Source organism: Bacillus sp. DX3.1, assembly GCF_030292155.1.
Lineage (GTDB): Bacteria > Bacillota > Bacilli > Bacillales > Bacillaceae_G > Bacillus_A.
Window position 1 is genome coordinate 4,615,630 of the sequence record NZ_CP128153.1, and the last position, 20,365, is coordinate 4,635,994.

The 20,365-nt window shown below is 37.8% G+C and carries 20 protein-coding genes; 13 read left to right on the forward strand and 7 right to left on the reverse strand.

Going from position 1 to position 20,365, the window contains the following annotated elements:
* Window positions 1-29: 29 nt before the first annotated feature.
* A complete protein-coding gene (locus tag QRE67_RS23265; RefSeq protein WP_286122521.1) occupies window positions 30-470 on the reverse strand; it encodes a DUF86 domain-containing protein in 441 nt (146 codons plus the stop codon).
* Window positions 471-617: 147 nt separating this feature from the next.
* Here QRE67_RS23265 and glpX point away from each other — a divergent pair, with 147 nt between their 5' ends.
* The 4 genes from glpX (at window position 618) to QRE67_RS23285 (ending at window position 3,265) form a co-directional block, all read left to right on the forward strand.
* Window positions 618-1,589: a class II fructose-bisphosphatase gene (gene glpX / locus QRE67_RS23270; RefSeq protein WP_286122522.1), complete on the forward strand. Its 972-nt coding sequence runs from the start codon at window positions 618-620 to the stop codon at window positions 1,587-1,589.
* 14 nt (window positions 1,590-1,603) lie between these two features.
* Entirely contained in the window at window positions 1,604-1,870 is a 267-nt protein-coding gene (locus QRE67_RS23275) for a DUF3055 domain-containing protein (protein WP_286122523.1), read from the forward strand.
* 367 nt (window positions 1,871-2,237) lie between these two features.
* Window positions 2,238-2,738 carry a S4 domain-containing protein gene (locus tag QRE67_RS23280; protein ID WP_286122524.1) on the forward strand — a complete coding sequence of 167 codons (501 nt, stop codon included), beginning with the start codon at window positions 2,238-2,240 and terminating at the stop codon, window positions 2,736-2,738.
* An 11-nt stretch (window positions 2,739-2,749) separates the two neighbouring features.
* Window positions 2,750-3,265, forward strand: coding sequence for a GNAT family N-acetyltransferase (locus tag QRE67_RS23285; RefSeq protein ID WP_286122525.1), 516 nt, complete (start codon window positions 2,750-2,752; stop codon window positions 3,263-3,265).
* A gap of 172 nt (window positions 3,266-3,437) precedes the next feature.
* Here QRE67_RS23285 and QRE67_RS23290 read toward each other — a convergent pair whose 3' ends face one another.
* Window positions 3,438-3,740, reverse strand: coding sequence for a YutD family protein (locus QRE67_RS23290; protein ID WP_286122526.1), 303 nt, complete (start codon window positions 3,738-3,740; stop codon window positions 3,438-3,440).
* Between the two features lie 118 nt (window positions 3,741-3,858).
* On the opposite strand from QRE67_RS23290, the gene QRE67_RS23295 reads away from it, so the two are divergent.
* The 5 genes from QRE67_RS23295 (at window position 3,859) to QRE67_RS23315 (ending at window position 7,253) form a co-directional block, all read left to right on the forward strand.
* A complete protein-coding gene (locus QRE67_RS23295) occupies window positions 3,859-4,437 on the forward strand; it encodes a YhcN/YlaJ family sporulation lipoprotein (protein ID WP_286122527.1) in 579 nt (192 codons plus the stop codon).
* Between the two features lie 131 nt (window positions 4,438-4,568).
* The gene (locus QRE67_RS23300; RefSeq protein WP_286122528.1) at window positions 4,569-5,348 is read left to right on the forward strand and encodes a YhfC family intramembrane metalloprotease; all 780 of its coding nucleotides are present in this window, start codon (window positions 4,569-4,571) and stop codon (window positions 5,346-5,348) included.
* Between the two features lie 93 nt (window positions 5,349-5,441).
* The gene (locus tag QRE67_RS23305) at window positions 5,442-6,029 is read left to right on the forward strand and encodes a histidine phosphatase family protein (protein ID WP_286122529.1); all 588 of its coding nucleotides are present in this window, start codon (window positions 5,442-5,444) and stop codon (window positions 6,027-6,029) included.
* A gap of 16 nt (window positions 6,030-6,045) precedes the next feature.
* The gene (locus QRE67_RS23310) at window positions 6,046-6,756 is read left to right on the forward strand and encodes a GNAT family N-acetyltransferase (RefSeq protein ID WP_286125363.1); all 711 of its coding nucleotides are present in this window, start codon (window positions 6,046-6,048) and stop codon (window positions 6,754-6,756) included.
* A 20-nt stretch (window positions 6,757-6,776) separates the two neighbouring features.
* Window positions 6,777-7,253 (forward strand): YbaK/EbsC family protein, encoded by a 477-nt coding sequence (locus QRE67_RS23315; protein ID WP_286122530.1) that lies wholly within the window; start codon window positions 6,777-6,779, stop codon window positions 7,251-7,253.
* A 21-nt stretch (window positions 7,254-7,274) separates the two neighbouring features.
* On the opposite strand, the gene lipA is transcribed toward QRE67_RS23315, so the two are convergent.
* Window positions 7,275-8,171, reverse strand: a complete 897-nt coding sequence (gene lipA, locus QRE67_RS23320; protein ID WP_286122531.1) for a lipoyl synthase — start codon at window positions 8,169-8,171, stop codon at window positions 7,275-7,277.
* A 505-nt stretch (window positions 8,172-8,676) separates the two neighbouring features.
* On the opposite strand from lipA, the gene QRE67_RS23325 reads away from it, so the two are divergent.
* Window positions 8,677-9,669: a M23 family metallopeptidase gene (locus QRE67_RS23325; protein WP_286122532.1), complete on the forward strand. Its 993-nt coding sequence runs from the start codon at window positions 8,677-8,679 to the stop codon at window positions 9,667-9,669.
* A 1-nt stretch (window position 9,670) separates the two neighbouring features.
* Here the strand turns inward: QRE67_RS23325 and yunB are convergent, their stop codons facing one another.
* From yunB to QRE67_RS23340, 3 genes are all read right to left on the reverse strand, one after another.
* Window positions 9,671-10,408, reverse strand: a complete 738-nt coding sequence (yunB, locus tag QRE67_RS23330; protein WP_286122533.1) for a sporulation protein YunB — start codon at window positions 10,406-10,408, stop codon at window positions 9,671-9,673.
* A 55-nt stretch (window positions 10,409-10,463) separates the two neighbouring features.
* Entirely contained in the window at window positions 10,464-10,766 is a 303-nt protein-coding gene (locus QRE67_RS23335; protein WP_286122534.1) for a YunC family protein, read from the reverse strand.
* Between the two features lie 128 nt (window positions 10,767-10,894).
* Entirely contained in the window at window positions 10,895-12,304 is a 1,410-nt protein-coding gene (locus QRE67_RS23340; RefSeq protein WP_286122535.1) for a bifunctional metallophosphatase/5'-nucleotidase, read from the reverse strand.
* A gap of 341 nt (window positions 12,305-12,645) precedes the next feature.
* Between QRE67_RS23340 and QRE67_RS23345 the strand changes: the two genes are divergently transcribed.
* The 3 genes from QRE67_RS23345 (at window position 12,646) to QRE67_RS23355 (ending at window position 18,840) form a co-directional block, all read left to right on the forward strand.
* The gene (locus QRE67_RS23345) at window positions 12,646-12,939 is read left to right on the forward strand and encodes a hypothetical protein (protein ID WP_286122536.1); all 294 of its coding nucleotides are present in this window, start codon (window positions 12,646-12,648) and stop codon (window positions 12,937-12,939) included.
* Between the two features lie 489 nt (window positions 12,940-13,428).
* Window positions 13,429-13,845 carry a hypothetical protein gene (locus QRE67_RS23350; RefSeq protein ID WP_286122537.1) on the forward strand — a complete coding sequence of 139 codons (417 nt, stop codon included), beginning with the start codon at window positions 13,429-13,431 and terminating at the stop codon, window positions 13,843-13,845.
* Between the two features lie 12 nt (window positions 13,846-13,857).
* Complete coding sequence (locus QRE67_RS23355) at window positions 13,858-18,840, forward strand: DUF4132 domain-containing protein (RefSeq protein WP_286122538.1); 4,983 nt, start codon at window positions 13,858-13,860, stop codon at window positions 18,838-18,840.
* A 76-nt stretch (window positions 18,841-18,916) separates the two neighbouring features.
* On the opposite strand, the gene sufB is transcribed toward QRE67_RS23355, so the two are convergent.
* Window positions 18,917-20,314, reverse strand: a complete 1,398-nt coding sequence (sufB, locus tag QRE67_RS23360) for a Fe-S cluster assembly protein SufB (protein ID WP_286122539.1) — start codon at window positions 20,312-20,314, stop codon at window positions 18,917-18,919.
* Window positions 20,315-20,365: the final 51 nt, after the last annotated feature.

Below are 20,365 nucleotides of genomic sequence, written 5' to 3' on the forward strand. Positions count from 1 at the left end.
AAAAAGATAGATGGGGATACTGCGGGACCTTATTCTGGTACAAACGCGGAGACGGGTCCTAATTCCTGTTCTAAATAACGACGAATATTCGCAGGATAGTTCTGCACTATAGCTATTTGTTTTTGTACTGTGCTATATAACTCTTCATGGTTCATTTCTACATAATCTTGCATCAGCATTTTACGAAGAAGAATCACTTCTTTGATTCCTTCTCCCTCTTCATTACGTATTACCTTCTCGTCCATTAAAATATCAATAATATCTTCATAACTTCCTGGGTCGCGCATAATAAACCCATCAATCATTGCATTTCCAACATCTAATATGCAATCAATGATAAGATGCGACATGCGTTCTAACGCATAATATTCAAAAGAAGTCTTATATTGGTGCTTCTCTTGCAATGTATCTACCACTTGTTCTAAACATGTTAACATTTGTTCTATTTTTTTTCGATCTACAAAGTACATGAATGTCACCTACCTGGAAATAAAAGCATTTACATTTTAATTGTAACCGTTTCATCTGAAAAAATCGACAATTTTTCGAATTCACCTTTTCCTAGTTCTTTGTTATAGTTATAACTGTATGATTTTCGAAATTGGAGGAATGTCAACTTGGAACGTGAACTCGCATTAGAAATTGTCCGTGTAACAGAAGCAGCAGCCCTTGCATCAGCACAATGGATGGGTCGTGGAAAGAAAAACGAAGCAGATGACGCAGCAACTACTGCTATGCGTGATATGTTTGATTCGGTAAGTATGGCAGGTACTGTTGTAATTGGTGAAGGAGAACTTGATGAAGCACCAATGTTATATATTGGTGAAAAACTAGGGACAGGCAACGGTCCAGAAGTAGATATCGCCGTTGACCCATTAGAAGGTACAAACATTGTTGCAAAAGGCCATGCAAACGCAATGGCAGTTATTGCAATCGCAGATAAAGGGAACCTTCTTCATGCTCCGGATATGTACATGGAAAAAATCGCGGTTGGTCCAAAAGCAGCTGGTAAAATCAGCTTAGATGATCCAATTGAAAAAACAATTGATATTGTAGCAGAAGCAAATAATAAAAAAATTCGTGACCTAACAGTTATCATCCAAGAGCGTGAACGTCATCAAGACATCATTGACCGTGTACGTGCAAAAGGTGCACGTGTAAAATTATTCGGTGATGGCGATGTTGGTGCGTCAATCGCAACAGCTCTTCCAGGAACAGGTATCGATTTATTCGTTGGTGTTGGCGGTGCTCCAGAAGGTGTTATCTCTGCCGCAGCACTGAAATGTCTTGGCGGTGAAATGCAAGCACGCTTAGTTCCAATGAATGAAGAAGAAGAAGCACGTTGCCGTAAAATGGGATTAGAGGATCCTCGTCAACTTCTTATGTTAGATGACTTAGTATCTGGCGAAGATGCAATCTTCTCAGCAACAGGCGTATCTGCTGGCGAGTTATTAGACGGTGTGAAATTCCTTGGCGGAGATTTAGCAGAAACGTATTCTATCGTTATGCGTTATAAAACAAGAACGGTACGCTTTATTAAAACGCATCACCATTTAGACCATAAACCTCACTTAAATTTAGATATTTAAAAGGAGCCGAATGTATGGGAGAACGTTTTTTTCTTTATGATGACACAGTAGACACAAAAACGCGTTTCGTTAGCTTTATGGGAGAAAATGAGCGTCACGATTTAGCGCTTCTATACTCTGATCGTCATTATGGTAAAACAATTGTCCTGGATATTCAGCGCAATAAATTTGCGATCATTGGCAGTGACGATTTAAACGAACCAGGCTACTTAGAGCATGCATTTTCTATGTCTGAAGAAAATGCAGAAGAATTACGCTCGTTTTTATTTGAACTTATATAATTTCTTGCGCCAGCTATTACGATAGCTGGCGTTTTTTCACATATTAAGTTTTGAATTTTCAATCTTTCGTGCTATACTTATGAGCAAATCTATTTGGAAGAAAGGACGTCTACTACGTATGCCAACATTTACTTTGTAATGGATCAGCAACTGGATAGCATTACTCTCAAAAAAGCAGCGTGCTTTTTCAAGGGAGTAGTCTGCCCATACCCATTACAAAGGAGCGTAGCACATCTGTAGTATGATGTTTACGGGGGCTCCTCTAAGGGGACCTCCTTTTATTTTTGTCTATTTCCTTCCTTCTCATACTGCAAGACATCCAAATAGCTGTCTTACGTTCCTTTACCATAAAACGAGGTGAAGGAAAATGCAGAAAGTACACCTTTCTTGGAATTTATATCAAAATGAATTAGAAACAACGGTTGAAAAATATTGTAAAAATTGCGGGCATACCACCCTTTTTACTGATACAAACATTCGTAGACATAACGCAAATGGCAAAAATATTTACCGCTTTGCGATTTATAAATGTCATAAAGGGCATACGTGGAATAAGAAACTCCAAATTTATAAAACGTATTCAGAGCATGTCGAAACACTAGATATGTTTCAAGAAGAATGGAATGAAACAGCAAATACCATCTCGCTGATGCAATATAAGGATGCTGGTATTACTGAAATAATAATCCTGTTAGAGATGGTCTATGGCTCCCATCGCATCGACAAAGCTCTGGCAGCATATATTTCAGACTGGAGCCGCACAGCAATTGTCGAAAAAATAAAAAGCGGACACATTCATTTGAACGGACAGACGATGAAACCAAATACAACACTTTCTAAAGGTGATTCTATTTCAATTTGCTTGTAAAGGAGACACAAATGTTAAAGATAGAGAAAGGTAAGCCTCACTTGTTAGATGAATTAGATGCTATGTATCAAAAGTGTAAAGAAAACCTATTACAGAAACAAATTTACCAATGGGATGACTCTTACCCGACGCGAGAATCAATCGCATATCACTTAGAAAATAACGAACTCTATTGTCTGTTTAAAGATACCGCTCTCGTTGGCGCCGTCATTTTGAACGAATGGCAATCTCCAGAGTATACACTCATTGATTGGACAAAAACGGAAGGTCGTTTTCTCATTGTCCACTCTTTTGTCATCCATCCGATCGCCCAAGGAAAAGGATACAGTAAAATACTATTATCCTTTTGGGAAGACTATACGAAGAAAAATAAATATACAGGAATACGCTTAGATGCCTTCACAGGTAATCCCGTTTCATTACGCCTATATGAAACAAATGATTATAAGTGCCGAGGAGCCGTCTACTTTGCAAGTAAGCCCGTACCTTATAATTGGTATAACTGCTACGAAAAAATAGTAGAATAGAAAAGAATTCCTCTTACATTGTGTAAGAGGAATTCTTTTTTATCCCGCATTAGCGGGCAGTCCCCCCACCTCAAGATGTAAAAGTTAGGTGGACGATAACTGCCCGTAAAAGCTTGATTCGTTCAATTAATCAGCAGTAGGGGATGAAGCTCCCACTGATGAAGGTTTCACTTTATTTCTTTACTTTTCTCAATACAAAGTGTGCACACCCAAAATTACAGTACTCGTATAAATACTCCGATAATGTACTAATTTTCGTATCATACGTTGAACGTTGACTACTATCATCAAAAAAACCACGCAACCTGAGTTGATCATATCCCCAGTCACCTACGATATAATCATATTTATTTAAAATTTCGGCATAGCGTTCTTTAAATGCTTCTTCACGAAAACCATTACGATAATCTTTGATTACTTCATAATTAACATTATTGATGGAAACTGTAGTGTGAATCTCCTGCTTTTGCTCCATAATTGACTTCCTTTCTAAGCATTCTTCTTTTTATCGTATCACAAAGGGAAAAAACCAACAATTTCAAATGCACAAAAATGAAAAGTAGCAAATGCTATAGAGAAGGAGGTGATTCTTAATGAAAAAGCAACTCGTTCTCTCTCTCCTCACTCTTACCTTATTTGCAGCGTGTCAAACAGCAAATAAAGCGGAAATGCAACGAGAAGAAGGCAGTCGTGTTCTTGTCTCTAATAAAGGTGACATGTATCATACGGAACAAACAAATACTAGGCTAACAAGGGTTGGCTACTCTCATAAACAAAAAAATGAAGTATCTAACCGACAAGTAGGTACCATTAACCGCGAAAAGGTAGCCGAAATGATTACGGATATGACAGTGAAACTCCCTGACGTAACAAATGCCGCTACTCTCGTTACCGATGATGAAGTATTCGTTGTATACCGGGCCAAAACAACAGATCCTGCTCTTGTAACAGATCAAGTATATAAAACGGCTTTGTCCATCGTTCCTCGCTATTATAAAGCATATGTTTCAACAGACCAAAAGTTGATTTCCCAAATTCAAGGGCTACAATCTGGTACGTTAAATGATAAAGAATATACACAGAGCCTTGATATGTTAAAACGGGAAATGAGCAAAAATCCGCATTTGAATAATAGTCAAACGGATACACTGGGTGACATGATCAAAAAATAAAACTTGCGTTACGGGCGGCATTTACCGCCCTTTTTCTGTTCCTTGCCCCTTAACTAGAAGCGGTTCCCTCCACATTTCCCCAATTTTCATGCATAATATAGGAGTACATACGTTAGAAAGTGGTGAAAAACATGGTTTCAAATGCTGTGATCAGCAGTATGATTATCCAAATGGTGATCTCTGTTCTCGTTCCCATTATCGTTCTCGTTTATTTTCGGAAAAAATATCAGATTTCCTTTAAAGTGATTGGTGTTGGGATTCTTATTTTTATCGGATTTTCACAAATTTTAGAGAAGACGCTTCACATGTTTGTTCTCGGAAATCCGGTGACAAATGAACTATTACAAAACCCATTCATTTATGCAACTTATGGTGGCCTTGCTGCCGGCATTTTTGAAGAGTTTGGACGCTTTGTTGCCTTCTTCTATTTACTAAAGAAATATCAAGGTTATAAAGATGGGCTAGCCTATGGACTTGGGCACGGCGGAATTGAATCCATTTTAATCGGTGCGCTAGCTGGTATTCAAAGTCTGTCCTTTGCCTTTTCTATTAACAATGGCACCTTCTCAAAGTTCATTGAGCAAACTCCCCAGCTCAGTAAAGTACAGGATGCTTTAATCAACACTCCAGCCTACTTATATTGGTTTGGTAGTCTAGAAAGAATCATCGCACTTATTTTACAAATAGCCTTCACAATGCTTGTATTATACGGTGTGAAACAAAAGAAATATGTTTTCGTTTTATACGCTGTCCTCTTCCATGCATTTGTAGACTTCTTTGCAGCACTCTATCAAGCAGGGAAAATCAACTTGTTTGTCACAGAGGGTCTAATGGTCGTATTCGGAATCTGTGCCTATATCTTGATTCGTAAAATGAAAGAAAAACTTACAACAGAACCGATTACAAGCTAAGTCAATATGACTTAGCTTTTTTATTTTATAAAGGACTTTATTTTCCTCTTGTCGAAGTATGTAGGAGCAACTTGAAAAAGTGAGGGATAAATTTTGAAAAAACTTATTGTTGTACGGCACTGCTCAGCTACTGACCAAGAACCGGATGCAACACTAACAATTGGAGGACATGACGAAGCGAATAATCTTGCTCATTTTCTCATTAGGAGCAACCTACAAGTAGAATCCATTCTTTCAAGCCCTTTTACCCGAGCTATTCAATCCGTTGCACCATTTGCATCACAAGCCAATCTACCGATCAAAGAAGATGAAAGACTAACCGAACGAATACTAAGCGATACCAAAATGGAAGATTGGCTACCTAAACTCGAACATACTTTTACAAATATAGATATTGCCTTTTCAGGCGGAGAGTCAACGCGGCAAGCTATGGACCGAGTTGCATCGGTCATCCACGATATTTTAAAGCAAGAACATACTGTAACCTTACTTATGACACACGGAAATTTATTCACATTGCTTTTAAAACACTTTGATAATCGAATCGGCTTTTCCACATGGAAAAACTTAAGTAATCCAGATGTGTATGAAATTACAGTTGGTGAACAAACGACAATCCACAGATTGTGGGGGGATGCAATTGAAACTCGTTTCACTACACGCTCAGAACATAGGAACTGAGCATATTTGCTGTGCAATGTCGGACAAGAAAGTACAGCGTGGTGTTGAGCTAAAAAAAGATTGGCTAAAAAATCGTCTCGAAGAAGGACTTATTTTCAAAAAGCTAGATGCAAAAGGAAAGGTCTTTATTGAATACCTTCCAGCTGAATATGCATGGGCACCTATCTCTGCAGCCGGATACACATGTGTGAACTGCTTTTGGGTGTCTGGACGTTTTAAAGGACAAGGCTATGGCGCTCAGTTGCTAGACGCGTGCATACAAGACTCAAAAGAAAAGGGAAAACACGGGATTGTGGTCATTTCAAGCAATAAAAAGCGTCCATATTTATCAGATAGTAACTATTTAAAGAAAAAAGGGTTTCAAGTATGTGATACGGCACCGCCTTATTTTGAACTGCTTGTTTATAAATTCAATCCAGATGCTCCTACTCCGCAATTTAAAGCAGGTGCAAAAGAAATGAAGATTACAAATCAGAACGGCTTAGTTGTCTATTATACGAATCAATGTCCCTTCACCGACTATTACATTAATCAGGAATTAAGAGACGTTACAAAGCAGTATAACATTGCTTTCGAATGCATTCAGTTGACATCACGAGAAGATGCACAAAATGCTCCTTGTGCTTTTACAACGTACGGGGCTTTTTATAATGGAGAATTTTTAACTCATGAAATTTTAACTGCGAAAAAGTTTGAAAAGATGATGATGAACATGAAACAAATATAAGGAAGGGGTATAACTGTAATATGTACGAAGAAGTGATCTCCTTATTACATAAAACAAATATTTCCTATGAGAAATTTGAACATGAACCGGTTTTAGATTACGAAACGGACCAGATCGTTCGAGAACGTCTCGGTTTACATGGTGCTCCAAGTAAAAGCTTATTTTTAAAATCAAAATCCGGATTCTATTATGTCCTATTGACATTAGAAGGTATACGTTTCAATATGAACGATATAAAAGAAATTGCTGGGAAACGTCTGTCTCTTTGTTCACCTGATGAACTAAGAGAACAAACAGGATGTATTCCTGGATGTGTTGCACCTTTCGGTTATTCACAGAATGTAACAATTATTGTGGACCATTCCATTTACGCTTACGACAAAATCTTAATTTCACCAGGTGTCCCAGAGTTTACAATTGAATTATCCACAGAAGAATTGAAAAAGATTTTATCCACATGTAAAAATGCAGTTTTAGAATATAGAAAAGAGAGCTGAATCCTCAGCTCTCTTTTTTCATTATTTTGCTTGTGCAATATTTTCTTTTGCAGAACGTACTTGCTCATCTGCATGATAAGAAGAACGAACAAGCGGACCAGCTTCACAGTGGCTAAAACCTTTACTAAGCGCAATTTCTTTTAACTCTGCAAATTCAGCCGGCGTGTAGTATTTAATAACTGGTAAATGTTTTTTAGATGGTTGTAAATATTGACCAAGTGTTAAGATATCCACATTGTTCGCACGTAAGTCGTCCATTGCTTCAATCAAATCTTCTCTTGTTTCACCTAATCCCACCATAATACTTGATTTCGTTGGGATATCAGGTTGCAGTTCTTTTGCACGACGTAAAAACTCTAATGAACGAGGATATTTTGCTCTAGCGCGAACTCGGTCAGATAATCGACTTACTGTTTCAATGTTATGGTTTAAAATATCTGGACGTGCATCCATTAACATTTTTAAGTTTTCTTCTACACCGCCCATATCAGATGGTAAAACCTCAATAGACGTAAACGGACTTTTACGACGAATAGCACGCACTGTTTCGGCAAATATTGCTGCTCCGCCATCTTTTAAATCATCACGTGCAACTGCTGTTATAACAACGTGTTTTAAGCCCATGTGTTCTACAGAATCTGCAACGCGTTCTGGCTCTTGTAAATCAAGCTCCGTTGGTAAGCCTGTTTTAACCGCACAAAAACGACAAGCACGTGTACAAACCGCACCTAAAATCATAAACGTTGCTGTTTTTCTAACAGCCCAACATTCATGAATGTTGGGACATTTTGCCTCTTCACAAACTGTATGAAGCTTTTTAGAGCGCATCATTTTCTTTAAGCCTGTATAGTTTTCATTTGTATTTAACTTAATTTTCAACCATTCGGGCTTGCGCTTGTATTCTGTTTGTTTTGTCATGTTATCAACTCCGCACAATATGAAATAGTTTACCGTGTTCGCTTCTTTCAATGTAACATATCTATTCTATCGTATGAAAGCGATTTGCTCAAATGAAGATTCTATATAAATAAAAATTAAAAAACCGATATAAAACCCTTCTTTTTAGGTGGGAGAAAGCATCCGGCCATGCATAGAAGCGGTCAGATCCTTTTCCTGCCCAGACATAGTGAAAACAAAGAAAGAAAACGAGTGCGGGTCCCCTTTTGTTATCCATAGCCGCGGCTATATGTCGAAAAATCAAAATGGATTTATATAATAAAGCGAAACTTCCATCAGCCCTCACCAATCGGACTTTTACGTGCAGTTTATCCCCCCACCAAACTTCTTTTCTTTTTATAGAATTTTGATGTGGTGTATCGCTGCCCTCGAATAGCGGGGGAAGTTTTCCCAACGATTCCCTATAATGAAATATCTCGTATATCCCACACTAAAGAGAGTGATGTTGTGAAAGGAGTCCATTTTCATGCTTCGAAAACTTTTCCTACTGCTTTCTATTTGTTTTCTTCTTCAGCAAGGAGTTGTGTACGGTGAAGTCGATCAACAAAACATATATGAGAAACGCATGACACTATATAAAGAAACCGAACAAACTTCCGGCGTTCCTTGGTATTATTTTGCCGCAATTGATCAGTATGAGCGGAATATTCGCAGCGTACGTCGTGATATTCCCAAAAAAACCGATGCCATCATTTCTATTTATTTCAAACCAGAAGTATGGGCTGGACCCGCCAATTCCACGTACAATGATACATTGCCCCATACCATTTCTTTATTTGGTGGAATTGGGTTAGATGGCGATCATGATGGATTCGCAAATTCAAATCATGATCGGGATATTTTATATACAATGGCTGCCATTTTAAGAAAACAAGGGACGAAAGAAGATCATATTAAAATTATGCTTTGGGAATATTATCAACGCGCTAAAACAGTTGAATTAATTATGGGATATGCCCGTATGTATGAACATTACGGTCGTATTAACCTAGAAGGAAACGCTTTTCCTCTTCCCGTTCGTAGTGATCATAGCTACCGCAGTACATTTGGGGCTGGACGTAGCTTTGGCGGAAGGCGCATGCATGAAGGAACCGATATTTTTGCAGGATATGGGGTGCCTGTTAGATCAACTTGCTACGGCATTATTGAAACGAAAGGTTGGAACCGCCTCGGTGGCTGGCGCATTGGTATTCGTGATTTAAATAATAACTATCACTATTACGCACACTTAGGTGGTTTTTCCAAACAGATAGAGCTTGGACAAATTGTAGAACCTGGAACCGTGATTGGCTTTGTTGGCAGCACGGGCTACGGCCCGCCTGGCACAGCAGGTAAATTCCCGCCCCATTTGCATTTCGGACTATATAAAGACAATGGCTACAGTGAGTGGGCCTTTGATCCATATATGCATTTAAGTTTATGGGAACGAAAAGAAAGAGCAAATTTAAAAAGCGGATAGCTTACTCATCCGCTTTTTTGTCTTTATTATTCGGTACGACAACGCTCCCGCTTCCATAGTATGCAGGTACTTCTCCTTGCACGATTCGCGTCGCAATTGGAATATGCTGTTTCACTGTGATTTCCTTTGTGCGAAATGGGATAATCACCTGTAGCGTCACATCTACTTCCATCACAATCTTAATAGCCGTATTGTTAATACCATGCGGTTCAATCTTCTGTTTAATATCTGTACCTACATGACCGATTGTTGTAAAGTCAATCGGAATATCCGGCCCTATGTTACCAAGCAACGCATTATCTGTTATTCGTCCAAGAGGGACCGACATCGTTGCTCCTCCTTCTTCTGGAAGACCAAGTGCTGTCACATCACCTTTCTCCATTTGATGCAAATATTTCTCTATGTACGTTGTAGTTGATGTTAAAATCTCATTCACTTGCTTTGTATTTAAATCAATTGTCGATACTTTTCCATTCTTATCATTTTGAACTTTCATTAATGAATCGACATCAAATCCTTCATTAATCCGATCCTTCACCGCTTTTGTCATAACAACGGTTGCCATTTTCTTCGTCTGCATCTCCGCATATTTTATCAATGTAGGCTGAATACTTTTATTCACAAGCCATAATCCTTGCAGAGTCAGCAGCAAAAAAATGATAAACGAAATAAGCAGCACATACTGAAAAGGAAGCGGTCCCTTTCGAAATCGCGAAGCTTTTGGGCGAAATGCACGCATAGCAAATCCCTCCTTCTTATTTTATTTCTATGCAAGAAAGAGGGACGATATATACTTATATCATTTTTAATAACGCATCTTTTCCAATTGTTCCAGCTGAAATTCCTAATACTTCCGCTTCGATTGTTACAGATTCAAGCGGTGCCTCTAACAGCTGTTCAATGGTTCTAACGCCAACCGCACGGCCAGCAAGAATCCCGCGGTCACCTAGTTTCTCATTTAATAATCCAACATCCAAAGCCCCGCACATAATATATCCTTTATCGCTCATAACGGCGAGCAAATTTGTCTTTGGCAGCTTGACGCTAACTGCTATAAATGTATGATTATCAATGATAATCGGTTCAACATTTACCATCGCTCACACTCCTCTCTTCTTTTATCTTTATGAAAGGAGAAAAATGAGTGTGACAAATGAATAACCTGTCGATTTGCTGCTTTTCGACAGGTTATGAAAATTGATAAATATTGTATTACAAAGATGCTCTATAATTTTATAGATGATGCATATGTCAGTAATGTCTCTGTTAAAACATCACGTAATAACTCTGGCATATAGTATTGCTTTTCAGGGAGGATTGCTAGTTCTGGGTATAAATAACCGAACGTAAACATATCAATTGTTCCGACTGTATATACTCTCTCTAAATCCAACGACTCTCCGTTAATCAATACATCTTCTAATAAAATTTTATTTCCTGGAATCGTATCCGGTATCACTTCTACGCCATCATAAATCATTTTACCCATGACTTTTCCGCGAAAGCCTAATCCTTTTACTTCGAGTTGTTCCATATTGGGACGACGTGCCTTTAAAATAATCTCTCGCAATGTCTTCCCTTTCATTTGAAGGCTGCACGGGTTAATGGGATGTGGACAAATACGATGGATATCTCCGCGTGTTACAACCCCTTCATCTAACCCCTCTAATAATACACCTGCGTTGACCATTCCAATTTCAGCACTGCACCATTTTCTTAGCGCGCTTGCTAACATATGGGCAAACTGTGTCTCCTGAAACCAATCAATAGACAACGGTTCTTTTAAATCAACGATTGGTTCTGCCATAAGCAGCTGGCTTTCTTTCTGCAATGCTTCAATAGATGGCAGCTCAGCCCCATATGCATTCAGACGCTTTACGCTAATCGCTCTTCCATCTTTTTTTATTACTCGTTTCGTCACTGGATCCACTGTAAGCTGCACATGACCTACGTAATGTCCCCACTTCTCTCCGCAGCAAAGAAGCGTTCCATTGACAAGTACACCGCGCTCAAACAAATGGTGCGTATGTGCCCCCAAAATGATATCAATATCATAATTCTCGGCCATATGTTCATCTGCATGCTTCCCAAGGTGAGAGAGAACAATTGTAATATCTGCTTTTCCCTTCACTTCTTCCAAAATTGACTCTAAATGCAGAATCGGGTCTTCAATATGCCAGTCTAACACTGCATAAAAGTCAGGATAAGCCACTGTTAAGCCTATAAAAGCAATTGTCATCCCATTCTCTAGCTCTTGAAGTATATATGGTTTTGCCCACCTTGGACGTGTTCCATCTATTTCAAATAAGTTAGCCACTAGCACTTCAAAATTAGCTTCATCATATAAGTGATCTAACTGCTCTTTTGCTAACGTAATACCTTCGTTATTTCCAATCGTTACATAATCATATAACGCTTCATTTAATAATTTTGTATTTCCTTTTCCATTTGTCGCTTCTGTTATGTTATGAAAACGATCAACATGATCGCCAATATCTAACGTAAACACTGTTTCCCCTGCCGCATGACGACGCTTTTTCTCTTCTAACACAAACCGAGAAATTTGTGGCCAATTTTCAAAATGACTATGTATATCGTTTGTATGATAAAGGTGAATGATTGTTTCTTTATCCATATTCAGAGAAAAAACCTCCTCTCAATTCCTTACTGCTTTTTTACGCTATATACAAGCAAGAATCCTGTAAATACTTTTCGCCTTTTCTTGCTATTTTCATCTCATTTATCCATTGTACTCTCATTGAATGAAAAAGCAAAAAGATACCTTTCAATTAGAAAATTTTTACACTAAAATAAAGTGAAACTTCCATCAGTAGGGGTCTTCTTCATCCCCCACTGATGGTTAGTTGAACGAATCGGGCTTTTACGGGCAGTTGTCCCCCACCTATCTTCCTCGTTTCTCTCTGAATCTTGAGGTGGGGGTCTTACTGCCCGTTAATGCGGGATAAATGTACGGAGGTGACTCATTTGTCTAACAAATATAGCTTTCTCTCTCTATGGATTACATTAGCTGGAGTTGGTTTATTTTCGCTTAGTTATGCTCTTGCGGCAAATTCAAACTTTTTACCAATCATTTTCTTTTTTACTAGCATCGCTTGCATCATCCTCGGCCTCATATTCAGCATGATCGCCATAAACAAAAACGAACCAAGCAAATGGAAGTTTGTAAGTATTTTTGTTCCACTTCTAGCTGTTATCTTCATATTACTTATCCCTGTTCTCATCGGAGCATTTGGCTTTAGGGAACCATAAAAACGCCTTGCTGAGGCGTTTTTTTATTGGTTTAAAATAGTATGTTGACTCCCTATTTCGATAGATACATCTAGACATCATAATTTAAAACTTCTATTTGTCGTTTATTGCAGAATGGTCGATATATTTACCACACACTAAAAAAGCGCCCTGTTTGACAGGGCGCTTCCACTTTTCTTTTATTATCCAGTTCCAGCGGCTAGAATGCTCGGTGGCTTCGCTTCTTCCTACGAGGCAAAGAACGCCCCTATGTCAGAACCTCCATCCCCCTCACACTCTAAATGAGCCGCTTCCACTTTAATTATTAACCAATAGAACCTTCCATTTCGAATTTGTTTATTTTCACCAATCATATCGAATTAAAACAAAATGTTTATATATCAATGTTTATAAAAAACTATTGTTCATTTTTTAAGAATTATTAAAAAACGAATAGACCTAACATACATATTTTTTGTATATTAGAATAAAAAACAATGGGGGATTCGTTTGAAGATTTATACACGTGTAAAATCCATCGGGAAACGCAGACCCGTTTTACAATTGCAAGAATTAGAAATCGGGCAAGTGACGAATTTACGTGAATTAATTATCGAAATCGTGACACAACAAGTAAAGGTCTATAATGAAAAGCCGCTGGAAGAAGCGCTTTGGATTTATCTTGTGTATGAAGATTTAGAAGAAGCAGCACGAAATGGCAAGGTTGGTTTTGGTGAGCGTAAAAATGAAAATCAACAGGATTTGAATGAAGCGATTCAAAATGCGATTCAAAGTTTTGAGGATGGGCTTTATTGTGTACTCGTAGGTGATGAAGAAATAAGCGATTTGGATGCACCTTTAGATTTAAAGGAAGAGGATGTTTTGACATTTATTCGATTAACAATGCTTGCAGGGAGAGCTTGGTAAGGAGAGAAGATTATGAATGAAACATTGCTACAACAATTAGAGGGCAAAAGTCTTGAGATTGTAAAAAACATTATGGAAATTGAGGAAGTGGCCGAAAAAAATCATCAAATTTATCAATACGATAAGATTTCAAACTTTGCATTGACATTAAAAAGTGAAAATACCACACAAATCGAAACACTTTGGGAGCAGGGACTAGAGGTAGCGGTTGGAGCAATTATTGATGATGAGAAGCAGGTAAAGGAATTTTACGGTTTTTTAGAACAATTAAGGACAATCTCTTATCAAGTTGGATATTATCGACGTTCTTATAAGTCAGAAAATCCTGTCGTCGATCATGCCCATACGATTGCTGCTCTTTTAGTTGCGTTACCACATAATAATAAGGTAGATGTTCTAGATGTCTTGATGAATTTATCTCAATTTCAACATCAATATTCGGGTGCGATTACATGGTATGCACATAAAAAAACAAATGTGAAAGTTGTGACGACTGCTTATTTTCTTGCCAAAGTTACATACGAATTGCGTCAAAAGAATCGTGCTTATGAAGAAGCAGTTGAGGAAATTTTATTTGGTGAAAATCAAGTTGCAACATTACGGCATGCGATTATTCAAGCCATTGTTCAAAGTGATAATGAACGCATGATTGAAGGGCTTGGAAAATTATTGCTTGCCGCAAAACGCCAAGAGGGGCTTCGTCAGGCCATACTTGAAACGGTTGATCGCGGAACCTTATCATCATTAATTTATTTTATGCGCTTGATTCAGGAACATGATTTGATTCGTTTTTCTTCTGTACAACGTGCAATCAGTACATGGATGGGACTTGGCTATGAGGTGGAAGATAAAAAAATTATTGAAAAAACATTTACGACTGCACTTGCATTATTTGAAGGCGATATGATCTATGAGGAATGCATCGAATCGGAGGATCTGATTTTAAATTATGCGGCACTTTGGTCAAAAGCAACGCAATCAAAAGAACTTGTCTTAGAAGAAGTACAAAAGTTATTAGGAAAGAAAAAACATCAGCAATTATCTGCATTGTATTTCTTAAAAACGTTGCAAGATCATGAGATTGCTTATCCTCTTGTAGAGCCTTTAATTTTTCAAACAGAGGATTTAGATGTGTTAGCTTTTGCATTACCATTCTTAATTCCAACAAATGCAAGTATGCGTTATCCTTCATATAATCATGTATTTTATGAAGGAAAGCTTCAAGAAGGCTATCATTTCATGCTTCATTTTTCAGAAGAATTATATAAGCGTATTCATACCACTCGTGAACAATTGAAAAATGTGAGCCATACGATAGAAGGAAAGCCTTTCCCATGGATTCATACGGAATTATCAAAAGAGTTTTTATGGCATCTCGCTATGTTGATTGCTCATGTTCAACAGAACCAAGAATGGATGACGGACATTTTACAGCATGCAGATGAGATGTCATCAGATAATCGCGCGAATTTATTAAGCTTTTTGCCAAAAACAATTCAATCTCCTACAGAGCGACAATTTTTATTTAATACATTAAAAGATCGAAGCCTATCTAATCGTGAAGAAGCATTACAAAAGATTAGAACGCTAACATCGGATGAAGAAGAACGTCAGCAAATCGTACAAATTTTGGCACTGAAAACAGGAAGCTTACGTCAACTTGCTTTAAAGATTTTGATTGCACAAGATGATGAGTTTTTGGAAGAAACGATTCCAACACTTTTAGCTGATCGCAAACAGGATGTGCGACTTGGCGGTTTAAGCCTCTTATCAACGATACTAAAAGAAGAGCGCTGTACGCAAGAAGATATAGCGGTCTATACAGAAAAATTAGCAAAACCAACAGCAAAAGAAGTTACGATAATAGAAGATTTATTAAAGGCAGATACACATCAATACACAAGAAAAAATGGCTTCGGCTTATATAAGCCTGATTATGACACATCAAAGATTCCGAGATTACAAGAAGTTGAACCAATTTATCTACAGGCTCTTATGGACTTTGATGTGGATATCTTAATGGAAAAAATGAAAAAATTATCAGATTTAATCCATGAGAATCGCATGTATGCATATGAAACGGCAAACATGGAAGGGACAAGAATTCAGTTGCTTTTAGGGAATCAGCGAATTGCCCCTTTATATGATCATGCAGAAGAATTTAGAAAAGAGCCGTATTTGCATCACTATCCACTCGCGGATTTGTGGAAGACTTGGATGGAAGAAGTGAAATTAACATGGTGGGATTGTCAATATATCCAGCTTTATAAGTATAAAAGTTATTATAGTAAGCGTTCTTGGAAAGAAACGGTTCATCCAGAAGCTTTTCCATTGTTTGAGCAACTTTTTGATTTAGAAAAAGCTGATAAGTTAAATCAATTATTTAGCGAATTGCCTTATACGCCGACAATCAATCAGTTACTTTCTATAATGCAACGAGAGTTCCTATTTGAAAAAGAAGAAAATGTTTTTCACTTTTTCTACCAGGCTTGTATCGAGATTTTCCAAAAGGTTGATTTGAAGGACTGGCATACGAAAAATATTATTTCATCATGGGGCGATCCTAAACCGTTTCATGAGCATCGTTTGATTGAAAGTTATTTTAGACAGCTCAAAGTTACAGAATTAACAGATGTAGATTTTGAAAAAAGATTAGCAGTTCATTGGGAACTTACTCAACGTATGCAAAAAGAAAAAGAAAACGAAGAAAAATTAGCAATTATTAACCTTGAAATTGAAGAATTCTGCCGTGCTATTGATTTAGGCTTGTTAACAGAGGATGCACTCTTTGCCAAAATTTTTCAAAAAAACCAATCAGTGAATGAGTTAGAAGTCATTTTTGAACGTTCGAAACGTGATGCGTTACAGAAAAAATATCCTTTCATTGAAGAAATCTATGAACGAATCATGACACGTCTATTAGAAATTGAATTGACACGTGGCGATTCAGAAACTGAAGTGAGTAGCTTTATTTCGAGAAATTTCCGCGAAGTAGTTGATGTCAAAACATTTGTGAATCTCCTTGTTTTGATGGACGGTTTAAAATATGTTCGAGGTTATACATGGAGTTCGGAATATACGAAACGTGAGATTTTTTCCGAATTGATGAAGATAAGCTCGCCTAAAAAAGAGGAGACGGTTGAAGATTTAAAAGCTGCACTTGTACCGTATAAAATCGAAGATGAACGATTATTGGATGCGATGATGTATTCTCCAAAATGGGTTCCACTTGTAAGTGAATATGTAGGGTGGAAAGGATTATTGAGCACCGCATGGTATTTCAAAGCGCATGCATCAGACGATACAAACTCTTACGAAATGAATGTCATTAGTCATTATTCAAGCTTGTCTAAAGAAGATTTTAATGATGGTGTTTTTGATTTGAATTGGTTCAAAGAAGCATACAAAGAGATCGGTAAAAAACGATTTAATCAAGTATATGAAAGTGCAAAATATGCTTCAGAAGGTTCTAATCATCGTCGAGCACAATTGTTTGCAGATGCGGTACTAGGGAAATTACGTCTAAAACCTTTATTAGAAGAAATTGAAGACAAGCGAAATAAAGATAAATTGCGCTGTGTTGGATTAATTCCGTTAAGCAAACGAATTCCTGAAAAAGATGCATGGAAACGATACAAATTTTTACAAAAATTCTTGAAGGAGAGCAAAAAATTTGGTGCACAACGGCGTGAAAGTGAAGGCTTGGCTGTTCGAGTAGCATTAGCAAATTTAGCACGAAACGCAGGGTTTGATGATGTGACACGCTTTATCTGGAAAATGGAGTTGTTTAGCTTAAAAGAGCGTGCAGCTTACATGAAACCTACGCAGATTGAAGATGTCGAAATGTGGTTAGAGGTTGATTCATTAGGAGTCGCTCAACTCATTGTCCAAAAAGAAGGAAAAACATTAAAGTCTGTGCCTACTCGTTTGAAAAAGAATGCGAATGTCGTGAAGTTTCAAGAAATTCGAAAAGAAATGCGTGAGCAACAAAAACGCTCCAAAAAATCATTGGAAGAGGCGATGGAAACAAGTACAGCTTTTCAATTTGGCGAACTTCAAGAATTGCTTCGACATCCTGTTATTGCACCTCTATTAAAGACATTAGTTGTAAAAGTGGACCAGCATCTAGGGTATGTTAAAGAAGATGGATTGCTTATACTAACAGGTGGTTTATTGCAAATTGATGCAGACGAAACAGCAATTTTAGCGCATCCTTATCATCTTTATGAAGCGAAGCAATGGCGTGCTTTCCAACATGATCTTTTTGAAAAAGAAATGAAACAACCATTTAAACAAGTATTCCGCGAGTTGTATTTAGTGAATGCGGATGAACGGGAAGCAACAAAATCAAGAAGATATGCGGGGCATCAAATTCAACCTCAAAAAACGGTGGCTTTATTAAAAAATCGACAATGGCGTGTAACGTACGATGCAGGCTTACGAAAAATTCATTATGATGCGGATATTGTTGCAACGCTCTATGCGATGTGTGATTGGTTTACACCTGCTGATATCGAAAGTCCAACTTTAGAATATGTTTATTTCTATCATCGTAGAACAGATAAGACACTTCATTTAGAAGATATTCCACCGATTGTGTATTCAGAAATTATGCGAGATGTGGATCTAGTTGTGAGTGTTGCACATGTTGGTGGTGTCGATCCAGAAGCAAGTCATTCGACAATCGAAACGCGTGCAGCAATCGTAGAAGAATTAATGAAACTTCTAAAAATCGACAATGTTTCGGTGAAAGGCCATCATGCCATTATTCAAGGGAAACTTGGAGAGTATTCGATTCACTTAGGGAGTGGTGTCATTCATCAAATCGGTGGACAAATGATCCCAGTCATTGCTGTGCCTTCGCAACATCGAGGACGGATCTTCCTACCATTTGCTGACGAAGATCCACGTACAGCAGAAATTATGTCGAAAATTCTATTGTTTAGTGAAGACGAGAGAATTAAAGATCCAATGATTTTAGAAAATATCCAATAAAAAATGATGGGGCTGTCTAATAAGTCCCTAAAATAAAGCCCGTCACAAACGTTAATGTGACGGGCTTTTTGAGGTCTTAACCGATAGAACCTTCCATCTCAAACTTGATTAGACGGTTCATTTCTACTGCGTATTCCATTGGAAGTTCGCGAGTGAATGGCTCGATGAAGCCCATTACGATCATTTCTGTAGCTTCTTGCTCAGAAATACCGCGGCTCATTAGGTAGAATAATTGTTCTTCTGATACTTTTGATACTTTCGCTTCGTGCTCAAGTGAAACGTGATCGTTTTTGATCTCGTTGTAAGGAATTGTATCAGATGTAGATTGGTTATCCATAATTAACGTGTCACATTCGATGTTAGAGCGAGAGTTTGTCGCTTTCGGTCCGAATTGTACGATACCACGGTATGTTACTTTACCACCATGTTTTGCAATCGATTTAGAAACGATTGTTGAAGATGTATTTGGTGCTAAATGAATCATTTTCGCACCAGCATCTTGGTGTTGGCCTTTACCAGCAATCGCGATAGATAATGTTAAACCACGAGCGCCTTCGCCTTTTAAAATAACAGCTGGATATTTCATCGTTAATTTAGATCCGATGTTACCGTCAATCCATTCCATCGTTGCGTTTGCATCACAAACCGCACGTTTTGTAACTAGGTTAAATACGTTGTTCGCCCAGTTTTGGATTGTTGTATAACGGCAATATGCATCTTTCTTAATGATGATTTCTACTACCGCACTATGCAGTGAGTTTGTTGTGTAAACAGGTGCTGTACAACCTTCTACGTAGTGTACGTGTGCGCCTTCGTCTACGATAATAAGCGTACGCTCGAATTGTCCCATATTTTCAGAGTTAATACGGAAATACGCTTGAAGTGGTGTATCAACTTTTACACCTTTTGGAACGTAGATGAATGATCCACCAGACCAAACTGCAGAGTTTAACGCTGCAAATTTATTATCCGTTGGTGGGATTGTTTTTCCAAAATGCTCACGGAAAATATCTTCGTTCTCTTTTAACGCGCTATCTGTATCTTTGAAGACGATTCCTAAAGCTTCTAGGTCTTCCTTCATGTTGTGGTATACAACTTCAGATTCGTACTGTGCAGATACACCCGCTAAATATTTTTGCTCAGCTTCTGGAATACCTAATTTATCAAATGTTGCTTTAATTTCATCAGGTACTTCATCCCAAGATTTCTCAGATTTCTCAGATGGTTTCACGTAGTACGTAATTTCATCGAAATCTAAGTCATTTAAGTCGCCGCCCCATTGTGGCATTGGCATTTCATAGAAGTAATCCAGTGATTTTAAACGGAAGTCTAACATCCACTGTGGTTCTTCTTTCATACGTGAAATCTCTTCTACGATTTCTTTTGTTAAACCGCGTTTCGAACGGAAAATCGAAACGTCTTTATCTTTGAAACCATATTTATAATCGCCGATATCTGGCATTTGCTTCGCCATGTTGGTATGTCCCTCCTTAGATAACCTCGTTTTTAGGAACTCATCTACTTT